This is a genomic window from Acinetobacter sp. TWP2-2-3 (assembly GCF_049896445.1).
Lineage (GTDB): Bacteria > Pseudomonadota > Gammaproteobacteria > Pseudomonadales > Moraxellaceae > Acinetobacter.
Genome location: NZ_JAFCUI010000001.1, coordinates 166,302 through 184,901, shown reverse-complemented (window position 1 = coordinate 184,901; position 18,600 = coordinate 166,302). Strand labels below are relative to the sequence as shown.

Below are 18,600 nucleotides of genomic sequence, written 5' to 3'. Positions count from 1 at the left end.
ATGATTCTTTTTCTGAATAATCTATTCCAAGCCGAACCATCAAAATAACATGTCGCCTCACCTGACGACATGTAGATCTATGTAATTATGAAAATTAAAGATAAATTTCAGCCTGCATATATAGCTTGCCGTAACCGGAAATTTCAATTCGGTCCTGATCTTGCAAGGCACAATACAGTACACCACCACGTGCTGATGCCTGATAGGCGACCAGTTCATTTTTACCCAGTTTTTCGGCCCACAGCGGTGCAATTCCGGTGTGAATTGAACCTGTTACCGGATCTTCATTGATTCCATTACTCGGTGCAAAATAACGTGAAATACAGTCATATTGCGTATCTTGTGTGGTGATTGCGACATCTAGAAAGGTATTTTGAGCAGTAATTGCTGTACGCTTGCCATTCAACTGTTTAAGCAGTTCAAAATCGGGGGTTTCATCCAGCACATCTTGTACCGATTCATATTCAATAATATAGCCCTGCGCGTTCAGATAAACCTGTTTAAATGGTTTATTTAAGGCCTGTCTTAAGGCCTCAGGATATTCAACAACAGGCTCTGCACGACGGATTGGAAAGTTCATTCTGATCTTGCCATCCGCATCCTGCCGGACCACAAAGATGCCAAAATCTTTCACATGAAAATGAATCGTTTTCCCTGTATCAAACTGATTGAATAATACAAAGCTACTGGCCAGTGTCGCATGACCACAAAAATCCACTTCCTTGGTTGGCGTAAACCATCGAATGGCATAATTATCGCTATCGATGACTTTAACAAAAGCCGTTTCAGACAGATTATTTTCCAAGGCGATATTTTGCATCAGACCATCTTCGAGCCATTCATCCAGCACAATCACGGCTGCGGGATTGCCTTTAAACAGTTCCGTGGTAAACGCATCGACCTGGTACATTTTCATTTTTTGAATTCCTGAATATAACGATCTCTAGTTTAAAAGCTTTTTTGCAAGAATGAACTTGAATATGTTAATGATCTCATTAATCTAGCCTATTAAATAAATAGAGCAAATGGTGCTGCATGACACACTCCCATATTCAAAGTGTTCTTTTAGAAAAAGCTTATCGTCTGATTACCCATGGCCCTACTGTACTGGTGTCTGCTCAAGATCAACAGGATACAGATGTTATGGCAGCAGCCTGGGCATGCGCACTGGAATTCAGCCCCGCCAAAGTGACTGTGGTTCTGGATAAAAGTACCAAAACCCGAAATATTATTGAAAATTCAGGTTATTTCGCGCTGCAAATTCCGACACTGAAACAACTGAATATGGTCTATCGTCTGGGTACGCAAAGCTTGCATGATGTGCCGGACAAACTGGCACAATCCGGAATAGAACTATTTCATTTTTCTGGTTCTGATATTCCTGTAGTACAAGGTTGTGCGGCCTGGATACTTTGCGAGCTGATTCCTGAGCCGCATAACCAGCAAATGCATGACCTGTTTATAGGCAAGGTGATTGCAGCATATGCCGATAATCGGGTCTTCCGCGACGGCCACTGGCATTATCATGAGGTGGATGAAGAATGGAAAAGTATTCATCATGTAGCCGGCGGGCATTTTTATACCATTGGCAATGCGGTGAGCATTGATGATCCAGCATCATAAATTTTTCAAATTTGGGATAAATGAAAATAATCGAGGATAATCAGATGATATCGACAAGCCCCAGAGCATCCGAAATTATGCTACTTTATCTTTAATCTTCATTTGGTCTGATGCGCTATGATGCCTTTTAAAATTCACTGTATTGATGTCCAGAATTCACTGCAAAATTATATCTGGTTGCTTGAACATACCGTGTCACATCAGGTGGCCGTGATTGACCCAACTGAAGCAGAATTGGTGCAAAACTATTGTGCCGAACACGGTTTAACTGTAAGTCAAATCTGGCTGACGCACTGGCATAAAGACCATATTGGTGGTGTGCCGGGGTTAATCCAAGGAAAAAATCTGCCTGTGTATGGCCCACGGGCAGAACTGAGCAAAATTCCGTTTATCACCCATCCGCTTGAGCATGAAGAACAGTTTAATTTTCATGGGATAGATATCCAGGTAATTGCTGTGCCGGGACATACATTAGGCCATATTGTTTATTTTATTGATGCAATTGATGTGCTGTTCTGCGGCGATACTTTATTTGCCATGGGCTGTGGCCGGGTTTTTGAGGGTACTTATTCACAGATGTATCATTCACTGTCACGTCTGGCTGCCTTGCCGCCGCGCACGCAGGTGTATTGCACTCATGAATACACCTTGTCGAATGCACAGTTTGCCAAACACGTCGAACCAGATAATCCTGAAATTCTGGAACGTTTCGAACATATTGAGCGTTTACGTATGCTAGGCCAGTGCACGCTACCAAGCAGTATTGAAGATGAATTGCAAACTAATCCTTTTCTGCGTGCAGAAAGCGTGGAAGAATTCCAGCGCTTAAGAACTCTCAAAGATCAGTTTTAAACGGGATTCAAAGCTGAAGATCAATCTTCAGCCGACTCACTTTTTTTTCATTTGCGATGCATAGAATGTCATTGAAAGGCACGTACAACTTTTACACAAGTCGGAGTAAGTTGAACCTCCATCTAAAAAATGTCTTTCTGTGCCATTTTTCCTTTCTTATAATCAACCACGTCCCCTATTTTTTAGGAACCAATTTCAGTTCTAACATATGAAATAATGACTCACAAAAAATAGGATAATGTTTATTAAAATTAAATAAATTCACGGAATATTGCTTAAATAATCAACATGGAACCTAATAAATTATTTAAAAAGCCCAATTTACTTGAATTGGGCTTTTAAAAAACTATAAAGATATGATTTATATATAATAAAAAATAGAATTTCGGATAACGTGTATTATGTTAATTCTAGAAAATCGTAATAGGATAATAAAAATCTATATTGTTTTAAGAAAACTCTCTTATGATTAAATCTCTATAGTTCTTTTAATATTTGCTATGTATCAAAGAATCAAACAATGGGCTAAATCAATTAAAAAAGATATCTTGGTTGTTTGGCTTATTGCAAAAGACAAGCGAACGCCCAATTCTATAAAGTTTTTAGCTTTAATTATTGCTGCCTATGCCTTCTCACCAATTGATTTAATTCCAGATTTTATTCCCGTACTTGGGTATTTAGACGATATTATTGTTGTACCTTTAGGTATTTTATTAGTTATCAAGCTTACCCCACAAAACATTATAGATGATTGTAGAATTCTTGCAGAAACCTTAGTTGAAAGGCCTATAAACCGTTGGGGAGCAGGAATTATTATCCTGATATGGCTTGTAATATTGGGATATTTAACCATGTACTTCATGAACGATTCACTGTCTATACTGTCTATTTTTAACAAGTGAGATTTAGATACCCTCTCTCATTTGCACCCATTTAATATAATGGGCATTATTCAAAATTAAACTGTAAACCAAAATAGAAATAAAATGTCTGCTTTCAGAGCATGACATTAGTTCTGTCGTTCAACTTTAAAAGTGACATTGGCCATGTCGATCCCGAATGATGATATGTAGGATAGCAGTAACTAGTTTCTTGGATTCTATTCACTAAAACTGACAACGTATGTATCGCATGAAGCAATGTTAAAGAATCTGGTTACTTTGTGCATAAGTATCCAGTTCACCTTGAGTCACGACACGCACCGCCTGCATTTCATCAATACGTACCAGTAGCAAGCCACCTAAAGCAGGCTGATAACGACGGGCACTGCCGAAAGGCGTATAGGCCACTTTCGACTGAATACTAAAGCTCAACCAGTCTTCATGTCCCAACATCACAGCAACCGGATCAAGTCCCTGCTGCTGCATTAATTCAATTTGCTGATTCACATAGTCTTCAATGGTTAATTCAGTCATGGTGCGGGTATTCAGTTTGAGAATTACATTTCGAACAGTATAAAGCATGCAAATCGAGCTTAAGGTCAGAAAACCAGCAGCCAGTTTTCTTTTAATAAATAAATCGATTAGATTTTAATTTTCTCATTGTAGATCTGAAATTTTCTATTTCATACGGTTGATAAAATTAGAAAATAACCTGTTTCGCTAATAAGCTATTGAATTAGAAAATTAATTATCCAAATTTATAGCTTATAAAAACTTAATATTTAGTTACAACCTATTCAATATGATAAAAATCATTTACTTAACGTTTAAATTGATTTTTTCTTAATCAACCGATGTTCACTATATACGCAAATTCATTTAAATTAATTTAAATAAAGGCATTTGCCCTTTAAAAGATAATTTTTCACCCTTATTTAAGATTTAACAATGATGAAGGAGTGATCTCGTGAAAAAAGTGGTTAAAGCGAAAAATTTGATTGCATTTCGACTATGGTTAGAAAAATTGGGATATTCGGTACGCACCCTGGCGGATGATCGTGGTTTCAGTTTCAGTTTCAAGAAAGAATATGGCCTGGTGACCTGTGATCTGGCAGGTAATGCCTTGGCACTACAACTAGGCGAGGAATTTGAAGATCATTTAAAAGCCTGATTGCTTCTTTAAGAACAGAAAAATAAATTAATCTTTCCACTGATTTAACAGCGCTATTCTCCAGTTATTCAGCCCATTTCGATGGGCTTTTCTTTGTTCAGTAAATTTTAGGCAATAAAAAAGCAAGGCATCTGCCTTGCTTTAATATGATGGTGGGGACGGAGAGACTCGAACTCTCACACCTCGCGGCGCTGGAACCTAAATCCAGTGCGTCTACCAATTTCGCCACGTCCCCATCAGGGTACCAACTTAACGTTGGATTTCTTTCAAACTTTGGCAGAGGATCAAGGATTCGAACCTTGACGAACGGTTTTGGAGACCGTCATGCTACCATTACACCAATCCTCTACTTCCACCCAATATCCAGTTGCCCAAATATAGATTGGTGGGGACGGAGAGACTCGAACTCTCACACCTCGCGGCGCTGGAACCTAAATCCAGTGCGTCTACCAATTTCGCCACGTCCCCAATGGCTGTGTATATTATAGAGATAGACCGACATTGACAAGCGATTTTACAAGCAATCACAATCTATTCCGCTATAAAATAAACAGTTAGTTCTATTTTTTAATTTTTTATAAAATTTCTGCCGAAAATTTGATTCATTTTAGGATATGACTGCCCATTCGTTATTTTTAATCATTTCGATTCAATTCCAGCATTTTAAATTAAAACTCAAATGAATTTCTAATCTTGATCAACATAGGCATTCAGAATACTGAAACTATTATTGATAAATAATGTCTGAACCAGTGCTTGAAATCAGAATACAATACCGCATAAATAACAACAGCTTTACGAAATTTCAGGCAATAAAAAAGCAAGGCACTCGCCTTGCTTTAATATGATGGTGGGGATAGAGAGACTCGAACTCTCACGCCCAGAAGGCGCTGCGACCTGAACACAGTGCGTCTACCAATTCCGCCATATCCCCATGGCTGTGTATATTATAGCGATCAGACCTGATTCACAAGTAGTTCTGCAAAAAGCTAAATACTTTTATATCAAAAATTAAGCAGTTAATTCATTATTGAGCAAATAATGCTCTATTTAGACCAACATATAAAATTGATGAACACAATGGAACTGATCCATATGACATTTAAATTATTCAATATGCAGATTGCATGCAATACCATGAAATTTGCTAAAGTTCTGCCCTTGCATGATCATTCGCTGGAGAATTTAAATCCAGAACGCATTGATGTTCATCAACCATGACAGCAAAAATCTGGTACTAAAAAACCGCCCTTAAATTTCAGGCAATAAAAAAGCAAGGCATTTGCCTTGCTTTAATATGATGGTGGGGACGGAGAGACTCGAACTCTCACACCTCGCGGCGCTGGAACCTAAATCCAGTGCGTCTACCAATTTCGCCACGTCCCCATCAGGGTACCAACTTAGCGTTGGATTTCTTTCAAACTTTGGCAGAGGATCAAGGATTCGAACCTTGACGAACGGTTTTGGAGACCGTCATGCTACCATTACACCAATCCTCTACTTCCACCCAATATCCAGTTACTCAAATATTGATTGGTGGGGACGGAGAGACTCGAACTCTCACACCTCGCGGCGCTGGAACCTAAATCCAGTGCGTCTACCAATTTCGCCACGTCCCCAATGGCTGTGTATATTATAGAGATCATTTCCAGCTGACAAGCCGTTTATCATAAAAAAACACTCGTTTGATTAAATAAGAAACAATTCAAGTTTTATTGTATTTTTCTCATTCAATTTCAGTCATTAAGTAGTCTTTCACAGCTTGAAAATCGGCCAATCTATGCTGCTTCTGCTTACTTAACATTTCTTCTAATAAGCCTTGAAAAGCCTGTAAGTGCTGCGGTAACTCAACTTTCAGACGCTGACAATGCAAAAAGGCCCAATCCAGATAATCTGTCGCCTGTAAACGCTGACCACTCAACCACTCATAAAAAATAACACCCAAAGCATAAACTTCACTTTGTAGGCTCTTGGCTTGGCCTTGGAACAGTTCCGGCGCCATATAACGCGGTGTCGCATTCAGTTCATGCAGGTCATTCTGATGGAGTATTTGGACATGCTCAAAATCAAGCAGGCAGACCCTGCCCTGATTATTTACAAAATGTTCCTGCTTTAAATCGGCATGCAAATAACCCAATTCTTGCAGGCAGATTAAAGGCTCCACAGCTTGCAGCAAATGTTGCCGAATTTGCGTGATGGATTGCTGATGCGGCATGATCTGAAAATGCGCCGGCGCATCGACCAGAATTAAGGCCTGCTCAAATTGTTCATGATTGATCTTGAAAGGCTGTTGAATAATTTGATGTGGAAGGAAAAAATTTAGATCACCTGAGCTGGCATGAGCCTGATAAAAATCCAGCTCATGTTGCCAGCCTAGTTCAGCATGTGGAGATGATATTAAACTATCAGATCTATGCGATATCTGGGTTTTTAGCCAGAGCGCATTTCCCTTGGCATAATAAAGACGCCGACCAAAACCCAGACTACCGGCTTTGGTTCGTAGTTCAAAATCAGAAATATCGAGATGATCTAAATTAAGTCGTGGCAATGTATTCAGGTATTGAATTAAGTGTATGCTGATAATTTAGCAGCTCCAGACAATGCTGAATAGTTTTCCCGACCCGTTCCTGAGTCTCAATGAGGGAGATTTTTGGCCAAGTAGCCCGCTCCCCTTCACGCTGTAAAATTTTAAACAGATACGGCCGCGGATTTTGCAACATATAGCTATAGTGGCGTAGGCTATATTTACCGACAATATTCACATCACCATAATAACGCTGGTCAACTACACCATAGCCATGATCCAGTAGACGGCGTACAGGAGGCAAGCTACCGGCATGTTCCCGGGCGAAATCCATCATTCCTTTGGTAATCACCGCGCCCTGACGGCGAACAATTCGTTGTGGCCAGCTCAAAGTACCTTTACGGAAACGTGAAATATCATCCTGCATGAATGGCACGATATGCGGGTTGGTCTGACTGGCAATGGTATAATTAATATTATACAGGCGTGCCATTTTCTCCTGCGGAAAATCACTGCGCACGCTGCCATCCACCCAGCGGGTTGAACCCATATAAGGCGTATATTGACCATCATAGCGCTTACTGGTCAAACGAACCGGTGGAAACAGAACCGGCACCGCACAAGACGCCAGTACCGCACTCCAGACCAGCAAATCCGGAGAAGTATAGGCATTTAAAATGCGTGCATCCTGTCCAGCATCATAAGGTGCAACCGCAATATTGATATGCAGACCTGAGGTTTTGAGTGCTTCTTCGAAGGTCAGATCACCCAGATTTTCGACCAGAAATTTTTTTAGATATTTTACATCCGCCAGACCACCATTACCTTTCATCAATTCACTCATGGTGCGGAAATGAAAAGCTTCATGAAAGAAATTATGGCCTTTCAAAATATCAATATATTGCGAAGGTTTGGATACACCTAACATGGCGGTCATGATGGCACCCGCACTTGAACCGGACATTACCTTCGGCAACAAGTCCTGCTCCATTAAGGCTTTGCATACACCAGTATGAAACAGACCCAGCGTCGAACCACCGGAAAACATCAGGGCTGGCTGGCCATAGGCGCGCTGACAATACTGAAAATATTCGATTTTTTCTTCCATACTGAGACAGGTACAGTCTATTGAAGCAATATAGGCTAAGCCTTGGCTGACTTCTTCGACATAATCTTCAATAATTCTTTTAGTGCCCACATAGGCTTCGGTAAACAGTAGAGGATGGGCAATGTTGGCAATATCGTAGCTCAGGCCTTCGCGCAAAATATACATCAGGTCACGGGTGCGCTTTTGTTGTCGATAGCGTCGTAATTTACCCAGACGATGTGCGATCACTTCTGCATCAAAGTAGGGTGAACTGTTATCAAATTTCCATTCCTGTGCACCTGATTCTTCATCTATTTTCAGGGCAATATATTTCCATTCCTCATAGGACTCAGCCTGTTGCAGCTGCTGCTTGAGCTTTTTAATACGATAGGCCTGATGTGGATTAATATCCTGAGTAAAATCTTTAAACAGCATCTGCCTTTTCCCTATATTTATTCTTGATACAGCTCGTACCCAGAGCCAGAAAATGTGTACAAATTTTCTATCCTCTACAATAACGAAAATTCTCTACTTTAAGCAAATTATCATACTTTTCTGGCTTTGACTGTGAATTTTGCAATGGTACTATCTTAGCCATAATTTTAAATCTGTAATGTTAAATCATGGCGAAAATTGAGTTACCTGACCATATTTTAAATGCCCTTTCGACTGTTCTGCAGCAACTTCAGCAAAGTCTGCCCGAACTAAAACAAATTCCTGATTTTTCTGCTCATGCCTATAAATGGCAACATGGTGAACTCAAACCTATTCATCAGCTTAGACAGATGGAACTGGCCGATTTAAAAGGGATTGAGCGACAAAAAGAAAAAGTCATCCAGAACACGTTGCAGTTTTTAAACGGCTTACCTGCCAATGATGTCTTACTGACCGGTTCACGCGGTACGGGTAAATCCTCCATTGTTCGTGCCCTACTCACCGAGTATGCAGATCAAGGGTTACGATTAATTGAAATCGAACGGGATGATTTATCCGATCTGCCTCAAATTCAGCAACTCATTGCAGAGCGTCCAGAGAAGTTCATTGTCTACTGTGATGATCTGGCCTTTAATGCCGAAGATGAAAATTATCGCAGTTTAAAGAGTGTTCTGGATGGTTCTTTACAGTCCGGTTCCAGCAATTTTGTGATTTATGCGACCAGTAACCGTCGTCATTTATTACCCGAATTCATGCATGAAAATACGCCCGTTACCCGAGTTGATGTGCCGCAATATACTGAATTACATCCTCAGGAAGCGATTGAAGAAAAAATTTCACTGTCTGACCGCTTTGGTTTATGGCTGTCTTTCTATCCAATGGATCAGAACCTGTATTTGGAAATTGTCGAACATTACCTCAAAAAGGCAGGCATGGAACTCACGCCAGAAACCCGTGCTGAAGCCCTACGCTGGTGTCAGGCACGCGGTCAACGTTCAGGACGTGCTGCCTATCAGTTTTCCAAGCACTGGATTGGTTCAACCCAACTAAATGCCTCTTAACAACTTAAAAGCGACCGGCTCAGGTCGCTTTTTTCATATAAATCATTTATATAATGATGATACTCAAAAGAAAATTAAAATTATGGATGTCGGCGCAGTTCTCATTCAACTTAAGCCCTTACACATGCAGCAAGTTCATGACTGGCAGCGTACTTTGAAAGCACGTCAAGACGAAGTAATTGAAACGCTTAAGGCTGAACAGGTTCATGTCGAGTCCTGGTTTTATCTGCAACTTCATGGTCAGGACTATTTGATTGCATATATGCGCGCCGACAATATTCAAAAAGCGCAAAATATTGCAAAACTCAGTACTTTCCCAATTGACCAAGTGCATAAACAGTTTAAAACTTCATGGCAAGCGGTTTATCCCGCCGAATTGTTATTGGATGCTACAGTTACCTGATTTATTAGCACGGCTATTCAAAATAGTTTTGTAATAAAGACTTCTCCCCAATCAATAATAAAAAAAGCCCTGGAAATACAGGGCTTTTTTGACATCTCGAATTATTGTTTATCACCGATAATGGTAGACCATAGCAGGTCATCAATTTCACTGCCATTGAAATAAACAGTAGCCTTCAATGATTCAGGCTGGTTCTGTTTGACCTCAATTACCTGATCATCGCTGTCCTTAATTCTAAGCACGCCCTCTTTTGGCAAATGCTTATAGTTATTTAATACGGTTTCATCCATTTTAAATGGTGTCGTGGTATTAAAATCAAAACTGTAACGATAATCTGTCAGATCAGGCTGACCGATAATCGTACCACGACTGGTTAAGGTACGAATCCCATTACTGCCACTGCCATAATCATCGACCAAGCTGTAATTATAATTACGCACCTGCAGATATTCTTTGCTCTTTGTATCAAACGCGATTCCAGAAGTACCTGCCTGACCGGTCTCGGCGATACGCTGGAATTCCAACTGATCGATTTGATAAGATTCGGATTCACCCATGTTATTTTTGGTTTTACGATGCACAATTGTGCCAGAAATCAGGTAGTCGTCCTTGAGATTAAAATCTACATTTGAACCATAACGGACATTGCTAAAGCTTAAAGTCGTCGTGTCACCATTCACCGTCTGAGTAATGTTTGAGCCTTTACGGTAAGTTTTATCCAGAATAATACAGTTATCTTTATCTGTTTTTAATTTCAGGGTTTTGACCGAACCAGTGGTATTGACTTCCGAACAGATCAGATTTGGATATTTAATACTATTGATGCCCAGATTATAAATTTTGATGATACGTGCAGTACGCCCATAAGGATAATCTGCAAATACTTCTCCAATCATGTGACCTAGAGCAACGTTATAGTCGGTATCATTACTGGTATTTCCGGAAATTTTATCTCGAATTTTGTCTACAATGTCCTGATCTTCAAGCAGGACAAATTCCTCTGAAAGCTCAGAGGAAATACTTTCTTTCGGAACATTTGGAGGTGTAGTGACAGTAGGACTGTCTGAGCTACTTCCCCCACCACCACAGGCACTCATTAAACCCGAGACAAGAGCGAGTCCAAAGATAGAAATCTGCTTTTTTATAAAATTTATTCCCTAAAATTTCTTTGCATTTTTATTTGGTGATCACTAAAGATTGGCCATCTCGAAACTGAACAGCTCAAATGCTATTTCTGCCGGTAATGTTTTTTCTTGGCAACCAGTTTTATCCTTAGATAGCGCTTTATTTTTAAACAAAGAAATTTTTGGTTCTGTAATTTTAATGTATATTTCAAACAACAATTATCATAAGAAATGAAGTGCTTATTTGAAGCTCGCTCCTTACCAGAGTCACTTTTCAACACGATTAAAGCGCATTTAATTAGGTCAATTTACTTTGCAACAAAGCTTATAAAATTTGTAATGGTTAAGTTAAAGATGGATTGAATTTTCTTTTTATGGAGAATCATGTTCAACTTCTACACATAGGAATGAAGGAGAATATTAAAAGATAGGATGACTTTAGAACATAGAAAATGATCATTTTTATAATATGAAATACTTAATTATTTACAGAAGATTTAAAGCGTCAATTATTTTAGATTGGTCACGGATTCACTGAATTTTTTCCGACGCTTATATTCAAACATGTTCTGATCCGCTTGTGCGAGCGCTGCAAATAAACCATGACCAGGATGACGCATCGCCATACCAATCGCTGCGCCAATGTTTGCTGCTGCAAAGGCATTAATTAAACGATCCACTAAACTTTCAGTACCCGTTTCATCATTTTCCACGCTAAGAATCACAAACTCATCACCACCGAAACGAGCAACAATATCATTGATCCGTACATTATCTCGTAATATTTGCGCTGCATTTTGAATCAGTTTGTCACCTTCATCATGACCTAAATTATCATTCACTTTTTTTAGGTCATTCAGGTCAATAAATAATACAGCGGCGGGATGACCATATTGCTTGCAACGCTCTTCTTCTGCTCGCAGCAGTTTTTCCCAAGCGCGACGATTATATAGCCCGGTCAATTCATCTTTACTGGCTTCTTCCTGCAATAATTCATGCTGTCTCATCTGCTCACTCTGACGTAATTCTGCCTGCAAGATCGAACTGAGTAATTGTCCCAACAACTCGACCAGTTGTATATCTTGCACAATAGCTTCTGATTTGGTTTCTGGATCAATCGCACAGAGCGTTCCAAACAAACTGCCATCTTCTTTAAGGAGTGGCTGACCAATATAAGATTTTATACAGACCTGCTGATTAATCGGCGCTGTGGCATATAAAGGAATTTCTTCAGAGCGAGGTGCAATTCTCGGGGCCTTACCTGCGACCATATGAGAACAAAAAGAATCAGCCCACTGAAACACTTGGCCGGGTCGTATATCATAACCATGGTCTTCACTTTGCAGCACAATCCAGTCTTGGCCTTCTACCCGGGTAATCATCCATAAATCAAAGCCAAAATGCTGATGCAGAAACTTTAATACTGCCTCTCCAGCATCCTGAAAACTTTTGAAATTTATATTTTCCATCCGAGATTGCCTCTGCTACAAACCTGTAAAAATATGCATGATATAAACTTAAGCTATTAAACTATTTTTCCGGTTTCAATAGAATATACAAGCTCTAAATACAGCTATAAAACTATATATTTACAACATACCGTTGCTATAAGTTTTCATTTAAAAATTCACAATAAAAAAGAGGCCTTAGCCTCTTTTTTTCAAGCCTGAAATCTATGCCTCTGTCGGATTAGTCAATTCCGTCATTGGCCAGCGTGGTGTGGTGGTCACCGCCAAGCCATCATGCTGCCCTGCTTTTAAACGCTGATAGCCCGCAAAAGCAATCATTGCACCATTGTCTGTACAGAGTGCAGGTTCAGCATAATAAACAGATGCACGGATCTTGGCTAAATCTGCTTCTAAACGCTCACGTAAACGCTTATTGGCACTGACACCGCCCGCAATCACCAGACGTTTAAGCCCCGTTTGCTTCAATGCTTTCACCGACTTTTTCACCAGAGTATCGACAATGGCTTCCTGAAAACTGGCAGCGATGTCGGCATCGCGGTTTTCATCACCCAGTTTTTTCATCTGTACAGAAACTGCCGTTTTTAGACCACTGAATGAGAATTCCAGACCTTGATGCAGCATTGGGCGTGGGAATGCAAATGCATTTGGATCGCCCTGTTCCGCCAATTTAGAGATATTCGGACCGCCCGGATATGGCAAGCCCATCATTTTCGCGACTTTATCAAAGGCTTCGCCTGCCGCATCATCAATGGATTCACCGAGCAATTCATACTGGCCAATGCCATAAGCAGCCATGAGCTGAGAATGTCCACCCGATACCAATAATGCAACAAATGGAAACTCAGGCGGAGTTTCTGACAACAAAGGTGCCAGCATATGACCTTCCATATGATGCACACCAATTGCGGGTTTATTCAGTGCAAAGGCCAAAGTACGACCAAACAATGCGCCTGTCATGAGTGCGCCCATCAGACCCGGGCCACGGGTATATGCGACTGCATCAATTTCTGATTTTTTCACGCCGCTCTGTTCAAGCAGCTCATTGATGAGTGGAATCAGTTTACGCACATGATCACGTGACGCCAGCTCTGGAACTACACCGCCATATTCTGCATGCAGTTTAATCTGGCTATAAAGCACCTGTCCGCGCAAACCCAACTCGCTGTCATACAGCGCAAGTCCTGTTTCATCACACGACGTTTCCAAGCCTAAAACGATCATTAAACTGCCTATAACCTGTATCAATTCTATTGCAGCAACTATTATAGACTTGTGGTATGAGATGTAAATGAGTAAAATACTGACCTTCACTTGTGATTGAGGGCAATTCAGCCCGAGATCTTACCCTAACTGATATGAGGATTCTTCATGCCACAAGTTAAATTGAAAGAAGGCGAGCCAGTAGACGTAGCTATCCGTCGTTTCAAACGTTCATGCGAAAAAGCGGGTGTTCTTGCTGACGTACGTAAGCGTGAATTCTACGAGAAACCAACTCAAGAACGTAAGCGCAAAAAAGCTGCTGCTGTTAAACGCTACCAAAAGAAATTGGCGCGTGAATCAGTACGTACGACTCGCCTTTACTAAGATTAATTTGTGATTGATTGCCTTGAATAAATAATGACGACTTTAAAAGACCAAATCACGGATGTTTTGAAAGCAACAATGCGTGCCAAAGAAATGTCCAAGCTGACGGTCATTCGCAGTCTACAGGCAGCAATTAAGCAAATCGAAGTCGATGAGCGCAAAGAACTTGACGACGCTCAGGTTCTTGCGGTCATTGAAAAACAAATTAAACAACGTAAAGAATCGGTTAAAGCCTTTGCAGGCGCTGGCCGAGATGATTTAGCTAGTAAGGAACAAGCCGAAATTGAGATTTTGTCTCAGTTTCTACCAGAAGCTATGACTGAGGAAGAACTTGATTCCATGATTGCGCAAGCTATTGCAGCGCAACAAGCTACTAGCATGAAAGATATGGGTAAGGTGATGAATTCTCTGCGTCCGCTCATAGCCGGGCGCGCCGATCCTGCACAAGTTTCCGCCAAAATCAAAGCGCAACTTGCTTAATCCCTACTTTCTAGCATCTTGTCTTTAACGTTGAACTGCCTTTAATCATCAAAGACAGTTCTTGACGTATTCTCATTGCAAATTACAATCGACCTGATAACGCTTAAGTAATTGCATCTCTTTCGACGATTTCACTTCTACAATTACATCCCGTTTACTCATATTTTGAAACTGACGATCCAGATAAGGACGATTCTGGTCAGCGGCCTGATATAAACGATCAACATAACGTCCTACAATTCCACAAAATTTTGCATTCTGCTCAGGACTAAATCCCTGTTGCTGCGGATTTAAACCACTTAAAAACTGACGCGATTCCTTTTTATAATCCGCATTAATTCGTTCTATTGCTTCTACATATTCAACTGCACTCGCAGCAAAAACCCCATAACTCCACCCCAGTAGACACACGCCCAATAGTATTTTTTTCATATTATGCTTCAGTTTGATTCACGCTGATCTTTCAAAAAGATTGTAGCCTGATTGAATATATTCTTGCTATATCATCCTGATACAAAAACTTAAAACCCAGTTCAGCTTTAAATCTTATATTGATGTGCCTGCTGCATCTGCTTCAGACGCTGGCGAATGGTGGACGATAAAGATTGATTATTCTTTACGCTACGCTGTGCATGTAATAATGATTTGATGGCAGTTTCTTCATATCCTGACCAATATTCTACTTCTGCACGATAGCGCAGCACATTAGCAGCCTTAATCGGCGAATCTGGCTCTGCATTGGCAGCCAGTTGCATTAGTCGCCAGCCACTGACATCCCGTGAATTGGCATTTAGAAATCGCTGCACTAAAACTTTTGCTTTATCGGGTTGCTTGGCGCGAATCAGCACTTCTGCATATTTATAATTGAGCGCTCGATTTTCCGGCATGATCCGCGCTGCTGACGCTACACTTTCCAAAGCTGCATCAAGCTGGTTCTGAGCTAAATAAATATCAGTCTGGAATAAAACCTGTAAAGGATGCATCTGGTTATGCTTTTTTGCTCGATCTAAAGTGGCCTGCGCGGCCTGGAAATCACTTTGCTGTATTCGATAGGCAGTTAAGGCAAGCTGGCCTGCAAAATTATTTTGCCGGTCCATCAGGATAAGCTGCTCTGCATTGGTCTGACCAGACAATACCCTGCTATACCACTTGATAATGTCAAAGTCTTGGTCATTGAGACTGCGTTTCACCGCAGGAAGCTGGTTGGCACGTAAACGTGCTTCACTCATACGCTCGGTGGTGAGTGGATGAGTGAACCAGAAATCCGGCAGAAAGCTTAAGCGGCTGGTCGAGCGATGCATGACCTCAAAGAAATCTGCCATACTATGCGGGTTATAACCGGAACGATACATATATTGCATACCAATCCGGTCTGCCTCACGCTCCTGATTACGGCTATAGGTAAGCTGTTTATCCAGAAGTGCTGCCTGTGAACCCATCATGACCGCTGTGCCGACATCGCCATCTGCCTGAGAAGCGACCAAAGCACCGATGAGAATTCCGGCTAGCGCCAGTAAACCTTGCCCTTTAAATGCATCCTGAGAGCGACTGTAATGACGTTGTGTGACATGTGCAATTTCATGCGCCATCACTCCTGCCACTTCATCCATGTTTCGGGCTGAATTAATCAGACCAGCATTAAGTGCAAAGAGGCCACCCGGTACGGCGAAAGCATTAATTTGGGGATCATTAATGACCAGCAAACCGATCGGCTGTTGCAATTGAGTCTGACTCAGGATATGAGAAAATACTGAAAGCAACTGATCTTCAAGCCATGGATTTTGCAGGACCGGCATTTGTTTATGCACTTCACGATAGACTTTTTCACCGATCATTTTTTCTTTTTGTTGATCGAGTAAGCCGACGCCTGTACCAATATCAGGCACAGAAAATTGTACATTTACTTGATTAAAATCATGGTTAGAGCCGTGCCCTGCTACCATATACAGACTTAAGCCACACGCCAGCGCCAATCGTTTCAATGAAAAATCTCTAATCCTGCCGATCTAATTTATCTTGAATATAGCATTGAACAATGAGCAGAGACGCAAGAAAATGTTATTTTTTAATACCATTTAAACGACGAATCAGATGCATTTTAAAATTCCGGATTGACCACATAACGGGGCACTCGTCCTTCCAAGGCATCAACAAGATTCTGATAAGCCAGTTCTGCCATTTTTTTACGGGTGGCTGCAGTGGCCGAACCCACATGTGGCAATGTAACCACATTATCCAACTGGAATAATTCCGATTCCTTTAACGGCTCTTTCTGATACACATCCAGACCGGCAGCAAAAACCTGCTTGGCTTTTAAAGCTGAAGTTAATGCCTGTTCATCAATGACCGAGCCACGTGAAATATTGACCAATACTGCATGGGATTGCATTTTAGCCAATTCCGCTGTCGCAATCAGCGCCTTAGAATCCGCATTCAAATCTACTGCAACGACCACAAAGTCAGAACGCTGTAACAGTTCCTCAAGCTGGCAATATTTCGCATTCAACCCTTGAGCAAGTTCTGGTTTTTCCCGACGATTATGATACAGAATATTCATATTAAAACCGTAAAAACCACGACGTGCGATTGCAGCTCCAATATGACCGAGACCAATAATTCCGAGGGTTTTTCCAAAAATATCCATACCAAATTGTGCTTCGCCCACGGTACGCTGCCATTGTCCCTGCTTGGTCCATTGATCCAGGTAAGCCACTTTGCGTGCTGCTGACATCAGTAAAGTAAAAGCCAGGTCAGCAGTGGTTTCAGTCAGTACATGCGGCGTATGACTGAGATAAATTTTCTTTTCATTTAAATAATCCAGTTCATAGTTGTCATAACCGACACTGACACTGGAGATAATTTTTAACCGGGTGGCACTGGCCAGATTATCGCGATTCAACAAGCGCCCTGCGCCAATCATGCCATCAGCATCCTGAACCTGCTGCAAAAGCTGTTGATTCACATCGCCTAGCTTCGGTTGTATATAACTCACCTGATAATTTTGTTCCAGCTTGTTTTGAATATCAGTATCAATTTGACTAAATACAACCACTTTTTGTTTCATCTATTTTTATTCCACAGCAAGATTATTCCAGACTGGCAGTCCTATTTTGCATAAACTGCCATAAACGTTTTTTTAGAATCGGCTGATCCAGCATTTCTTGTAAAGATGCCAACTGGATCATTTTCGTATTTGATATATGCGCTGCAGGCCCGAGGAAAATAATATTTTTCTCTGCACTCATTCCATCCAGAAAACCCTGAATATAGGATTCTACACCACGTCCATCCTGAACATTGGCCCAGGGAAATGGCCAGTTCAGCTCATGAAACTCACCTGGGACTGCACGCTGGATATTGCCCCATAAATTCTGGGTGTCTTCGGTCATTGCAGTTGCATCAATCACGATACTGCAATGTGCCAGACTTAAAGCCTGCAAACTGAATGGCGGGATTTGTACGATTTCACGCTGTTCCTGAACAGGTACAATGTGAGTCGGTGCCGCAGGTGGTGTATCAACCTTAAGCGTAACAATTGGCTCTGGCTCAGGAATCGGTAGATCAGCCAACGCCTCTACGGAAGCAGGCTGTGGTAAGACGATATCGGTGTGAAATTCAGGTGCAGCCTGATCACGCCAGATCGAAACCTGGTGCGGCTGACATGCGCTGTCCCTAGGAATCCAGAGATCGATTCCTAATGTTGCCAGTATGTCACGCTGATGCCCAATCATCTTTTCATCATCACCAATTTCAGGCTGAACATTTTAGCCGGATTGCCTGTGCTTTGCCGAACTTTTTCAGCTTTTCTTTTTTATCCTGATGGATTCTAGTACAAAGTTTAGCTGTCTGCTAAAAACCGTGCTTTTAATACACAATTAAACCATTCCTGCTGTTATAACAGATTCC

The 18,600-nt window shown here is 41.1% G+C and carries 19 protein-coding genes and 7 tRNA genes; 8 read left to right on the top strand and 18 right to left on the bottom strand.

The annotated features are described in order from the left end of the window. Positions 1–94: 94 nt before the first annotated feature. Positions 95–916: a PhzF family phenazine biosynthesis protein gene (locus tag ACP7AK_RS00930; protein WP_253147462.1), complete on the bottom strand. Its 822-nt coding sequence runs from the start codon at positions 914–916 to the stop codon at positions 95–97. A 119-nt stretch (positions 917–1,035) separates the two neighbouring features. Between ACP7AK_RS00930 and ACP7AK_RS00925 the strand changes: the two genes are divergently transcribed. The 3 genes from ACP7AK_RS00925 (at position 1,036) to ACP7AK_RS00915 (ending at position 3,377) form a co-directional block, all read left to right on the top strand. Next, on the top strand, positions 1,036–1,623 hold the full coding sequence (locus tag ACP7AK_RS00925; protein ID WP_253147463.1) for a flavin reductase family protein: 588 nt from the start codon (positions 1,036–1,038) through the stop codon (positions 1,621–1,623). Between the two features lie 117 nt (positions 1,624–1,740). Then, complete coding sequence (gene gloB / locus ACP7AK_RS00920; RefSeq protein ID WP_253147464.1) at positions 1,741–2,475, top strand: hydroxyacylglutathione hydrolase; 735 nt, start codon at positions 1,741–1,743, stop codon at positions 2,473–2,475. A gap of 500 nt (positions 2,476–2,975) precedes the next feature. Next, positions 2,976–3,377, top strand: a complete 402-nt coding sequence (locus tag ACP7AK_RS00915) for a YkvA family protein (RefSeq protein ID WP_425878066.1) — start codon at positions 2,976–2,978, stop codon at positions 3,375–3,377. A gap of 240 nt (positions 3,378–3,617) precedes the next feature. Here ACP7AK_RS00915 and ACP7AK_RS00910 read toward each other — a convergent pair whose 3' ends face one another. Beyond that, a complete protein-coding gene (locus tag ACP7AK_RS00910) occupies positions 3,618–3,890 on the bottom strand; it encodes a hypothetical protein (RefSeq protein WP_005107282.1) in 273 nt (90 codons plus the stop codon). A gap of 433 nt (positions 3,891–4,323) precedes the next feature. Between ACP7AK_RS00910 and ACP7AK_RS00905 the strand changes: the two genes are divergently transcribed. Next, entirely contained in the window at positions 4,324–4,527 is a 204-nt protein-coding gene (locus tag ACP7AK_RS00905; RefSeq protein ID WP_004280022.1) for a hypothetical protein, read from the top strand. 150 nt (positions 4,528–4,677) lie between these two features. Here the strand turns inward: ACP7AK_RS00905 and ACP7AK_RS00900 are convergent. The 9 genes from ACP7AK_RS00900 to ACP7AK_RS00860 all read right to left on the bottom strand — a co-directional run bounded on the left by ACP7AK_RS00900 (position 4,678) and on the right by ACP7AK_RS00860 (position 8,573). Then, positions 4,678–4,762: transfer RNA gene (locus tag ACP7AK_RS00900), tRNA-Leu, on the bottom strand. A gap of 39 nt (positions 4,763–4,801) precedes the next feature. Next, positions 4,802–4,875, bottom strand: a tRNA-Trp gene (locus tag ACP7AK_RS00895). Positions 4,876–4,910: 35 nt separating this feature from the next. Then, positions 4,911–4,995: transfer RNA gene (locus ACP7AK_RS00890), tRNA-Leu, on the bottom strand. 380 nt (positions 4,996–5,375) lie between these two features. After that, positions 5,376–5,461, bottom strand: a tRNA-Leu gene (locus ACP7AK_RS00885). A 367-nt stretch (positions 5,462–5,828) separates the two neighbouring features. Next, positions 5,829–5,913 (bottom strand) — tRNA-Leu (locus ACP7AK_RS00880). A gap of 39 nt (positions 5,914–5,952) precedes the next feature. Further along, positions 5,953–6,026, bottom strand: a tRNA-Trp gene (locus tag ACP7AK_RS00875). 35 nt (positions 6,027–6,061) lie between these two features. Next, positions 6,062–6,146 (bottom strand) — tRNA-Leu (locus ACP7AK_RS00870). A 107-nt stretch (positions 6,147–6,253) separates the two neighbouring features. Further along, positions 6,254–7,075, bottom strand: coding sequence for a protein kinase domain-containing protein (locus ACP7AK_RS00865; RefSeq protein ID WP_425878064.1), 822 nt, complete (start codon positions 7,073–7,075; stop codon positions 6,254–6,256). Next, entirely contained in the window at positions 7,062–8,573 is a 1,512-nt protein-coding gene (locus ACP7AK_RS00860) for a DUF3336 domain-containing protein (RefSeq protein ID WP_425878062.1), read from the bottom strand. The genes ACP7AK_RS00865 and ACP7AK_RS00860 overlap by 14 nt, the downstream gene beginning before the upstream one ends. A 188-nt stretch (positions 8,574–8,761) precedes the next feature. Between ACP7AK_RS00860 and ACP7AK_RS00855 the strand changes: the two genes are divergently transcribed. Together ACP7AK_RS00855 and ACP7AK_RS00850 are read left to right on the top strand one after the other, a co-directional pair. Beyond that, positions 8,762–9,634 (top strand): ATP-binding protein, encoded by an 873-nt coding sequence (locus tag ACP7AK_RS00855; RefSeq protein ID WP_004280026.1) that lies wholly within the window; start codon positions 8,762–8,764, stop codon positions 9,632–9,634. Then, entirely contained in the window at positions 9,624–10,037 is a 414-nt protein-coding gene (locus tag ACP7AK_RS00850) for a DUF6176 family protein (RefSeq protein WP_004646620.1), read from the top strand. The genes ACP7AK_RS00855 and ACP7AK_RS00850 overlap by 11 nt, the downstream gene beginning before the upstream one ends. A 101-nt stretch (positions 10,038–10,138) precedes the next feature. Here ACP7AK_RS00850 and ACP7AK_RS00845 read toward each other — a convergent pair whose 3' ends face one another. The 3 genes from ACP7AK_RS00845 to tsaD all read right to left on the bottom strand — a co-directional run bounded on the left by ACP7AK_RS00845 (position 10,139) and on the right by tsaD (position 13,851). Next, complete coding sequence (locus ACP7AK_RS00845) at positions 10,139–11,182, bottom strand: hypothetical protein (RefSeq protein WP_425878574.1); 1,044 nt, start codon at positions 11,180–11,182, stop codon at positions 10,139–10,141. Positions 11,183–11,670: 488 nt separating this feature from the next. After that, positions 11,671–12,630 carry a sensor domain-containing diguanylate cyclase gene (locus tag ACP7AK_RS00840; RefSeq protein WP_425878059.1) on the bottom strand — a complete coding sequence of 320 codons (960 nt, stop codon included), beginning with the start codon at positions 12,628–12,630 and terminating at the stop codon, positions 11,671–11,673. 204 nt (positions 12,631–12,834) lie between these two features. Next, a complete protein-coding gene (gene tsaD, locus ACP7AK_RS00835) occupies positions 12,835–13,851 on the bottom strand; it encodes a tRNA (adenosine(37)-N6)-threonylcarbamoyltransferase complex transferase subunit TsaD (RefSeq protein ID WP_004280030.1) in 1,017 nt (338 codons plus the stop codon). A 147-nt stretch (positions 13,852–13,998) separates the two neighbouring features. Between tsaD and rpsU the strand changes: the two genes are divergently transcribed. Then, positions 13,999–14,214: a 30S ribosomal protein S21 gene (gene rpsU / locus ACP7AK_RS00830; RefSeq protein WP_001136722.1), complete on the top strand. Its 216-nt coding sequence runs from the start codon at positions 13,999–14,001 to the stop codon at positions 14,212–14,214. A 33-nt stretch (positions 14,215–14,247) separates the two neighbouring features. Then, entirely contained in the window at positions 14,248–14,694 is a 447-nt protein-coding gene (locus ACP7AK_RS00825) for a GatB/YqeY domain-containing protein (RefSeq protein ID WP_004280076.1), read from the top strand. Positions 14,695–14,766: 72 nt separating this feature from the next. Here ACP7AK_RS00825 and ACP7AK_RS00820 read toward each other — a convergent pair whose 3' ends face one another. The 4 genes from ACP7AK_RS00820 to ACP7AK_RS00805 form a co-directional block, all read right to left on the bottom strand. Continuing rightward, positions 14,767–15,126 carry a hypothetical protein gene (locus ACP7AK_RS00820; protein ID WP_005107293.1) on the bottom strand — a complete coding sequence of 120 codons (360 nt, stop codon included), beginning with the start codon at positions 15,124–15,126 and terminating at the stop codon, positions 14,767–14,769. Between the two features lie 107 nt (positions 15,127–15,233). After that, complete coding sequence (locus tag ACP7AK_RS00815; RefSeq protein ID WP_425878053.1) at positions 15,234–16,676, bottom strand: M48 family metalloprotease; 1,443 nt, start codon at positions 16,674–16,676, stop codon at positions 15,234–15,236. A 116-nt stretch (positions 16,677–16,792) separates the two neighbouring features. Further along, complete coding sequence (locus tag ACP7AK_RS00810; protein WP_219309643.1) at positions 16,793–17,758, bottom strand: 2-hydroxyacid dehydrogenase; 966 nt, start codon at positions 17,756–17,758, stop codon at positions 16,793–16,795. Between the two features lie 22 nt (positions 17,759–17,780). Next, positions 17,781–18,425 carry a hypothetical protein gene (locus ACP7AK_RS00805; RefSeq protein ID WP_219309645.1) on the bottom strand — a complete coding sequence of 215 codons (645 nt, stop codon included), beginning with the start codon at positions 18,423–18,425 and terminating at the stop codon, positions 17,781–17,783. Between the last annotated feature and the right edge of the window lie 175 nt (positions 18,426–18,600).

Coding starts and splice junctions, on each gene's coding strand:
- ACP7AK_RS00930 (WP_253147462.1), bottom strand. CDS start 916: ATGAAAATGTACCAGGTCGATGCGTTTACCACGGAACTGTTTAAAGGC.
- ACP7AK_RS00925 (WP_253147463.1), top strand. CDS start 1,036: ATGACACACTCCCATATTCAAAGTGTTCTTTTAGAAAAAGCTTATCGT.
- gloB (WP_253147464.1), top strand. CDS start 1,741: ATGATGCCTTTTAAAATTCACTGTATTGATGTCCAGAATTCACTGCAA.
- ACP7AK_RS00915 (WP_425878066.1), top strand. CDS start 2,976: ATGTATCAAAGAATCAAACAATGGGCTAAATCAATTAAAAAAGATATC.
- ACP7AK_RS00910 (WP_005107282.1), bottom strand. CDS start 3,890: ATGACTGAATTAACCATTGAAGACTATGTGAATCAGCAAATTGAATTA.
- ACP7AK_RS00860 (WP_425878062.1), bottom strand. CDS start 8,573: ATGCTGTTTAAAGATTTTACTCAGGATATTAATCCACATCAGGCCTAT.
- ACP7AK_RS00855 (WP_004280026.1), top strand. CDS start 8,762: ATGGCGAAAATTGAGTTACCTGACCATATTTTAAATGCCCTTTCGACT.
- ACP7AK_RS00850 (WP_004646620.1), top strand. CDS start 9,624: ATGCCTCTTAACAACTTAAAAGCGACCGGCTCAGGTCGCTTTTTTCAT.
- ACP7AK_RS00840 (WP_425878059.1), bottom strand. CDS start 12,630: ATGGAAAATATAAATTTCAAAAGTTTTCAGGATGCTGGAGAGGCAGTA.
- tsaD (WP_004280030.1), bottom strand. CDS start 13,851: ATGATCGTTTTAGGCTTGGAAACGTCGTGTGATGAAACAGGACTTGCG.
- rpsU (WP_001136722.1), top strand. CDS start 13,999: ATGCCACAAGTTAAATTGAAAGAAGGCGAGCCAGTAGACGTAGCTATC.
- ACP7AK_RS00825 (WP_004280076.1), top strand. CDS start 14,248: ATGACGACTTTAAAAGACCAAATCACGGATGTTTTGAAAGCAACAATG.
- ACP7AK_RS00820 (WP_005107293.1), bottom strand. CDS start 15,126: ATGAAAAAAATACTATTGGGCGTGTGTCTACTGGGGTGGAGTTATGGG.
- ACP7AK_RS00810 (WP_219309643.1), bottom strand. CDS start 17,758: ATGAAACAAAAAGTGGTTGTATTTAGTCAAATTGATACTGATATTCAA.
- ACP7AK_RS00805 (WP_219309645.1), bottom strand. CDS start 18,425: ATGATTGGGCATCAGCGTGACATACTGGCAACATTAGGAATCGATCTC.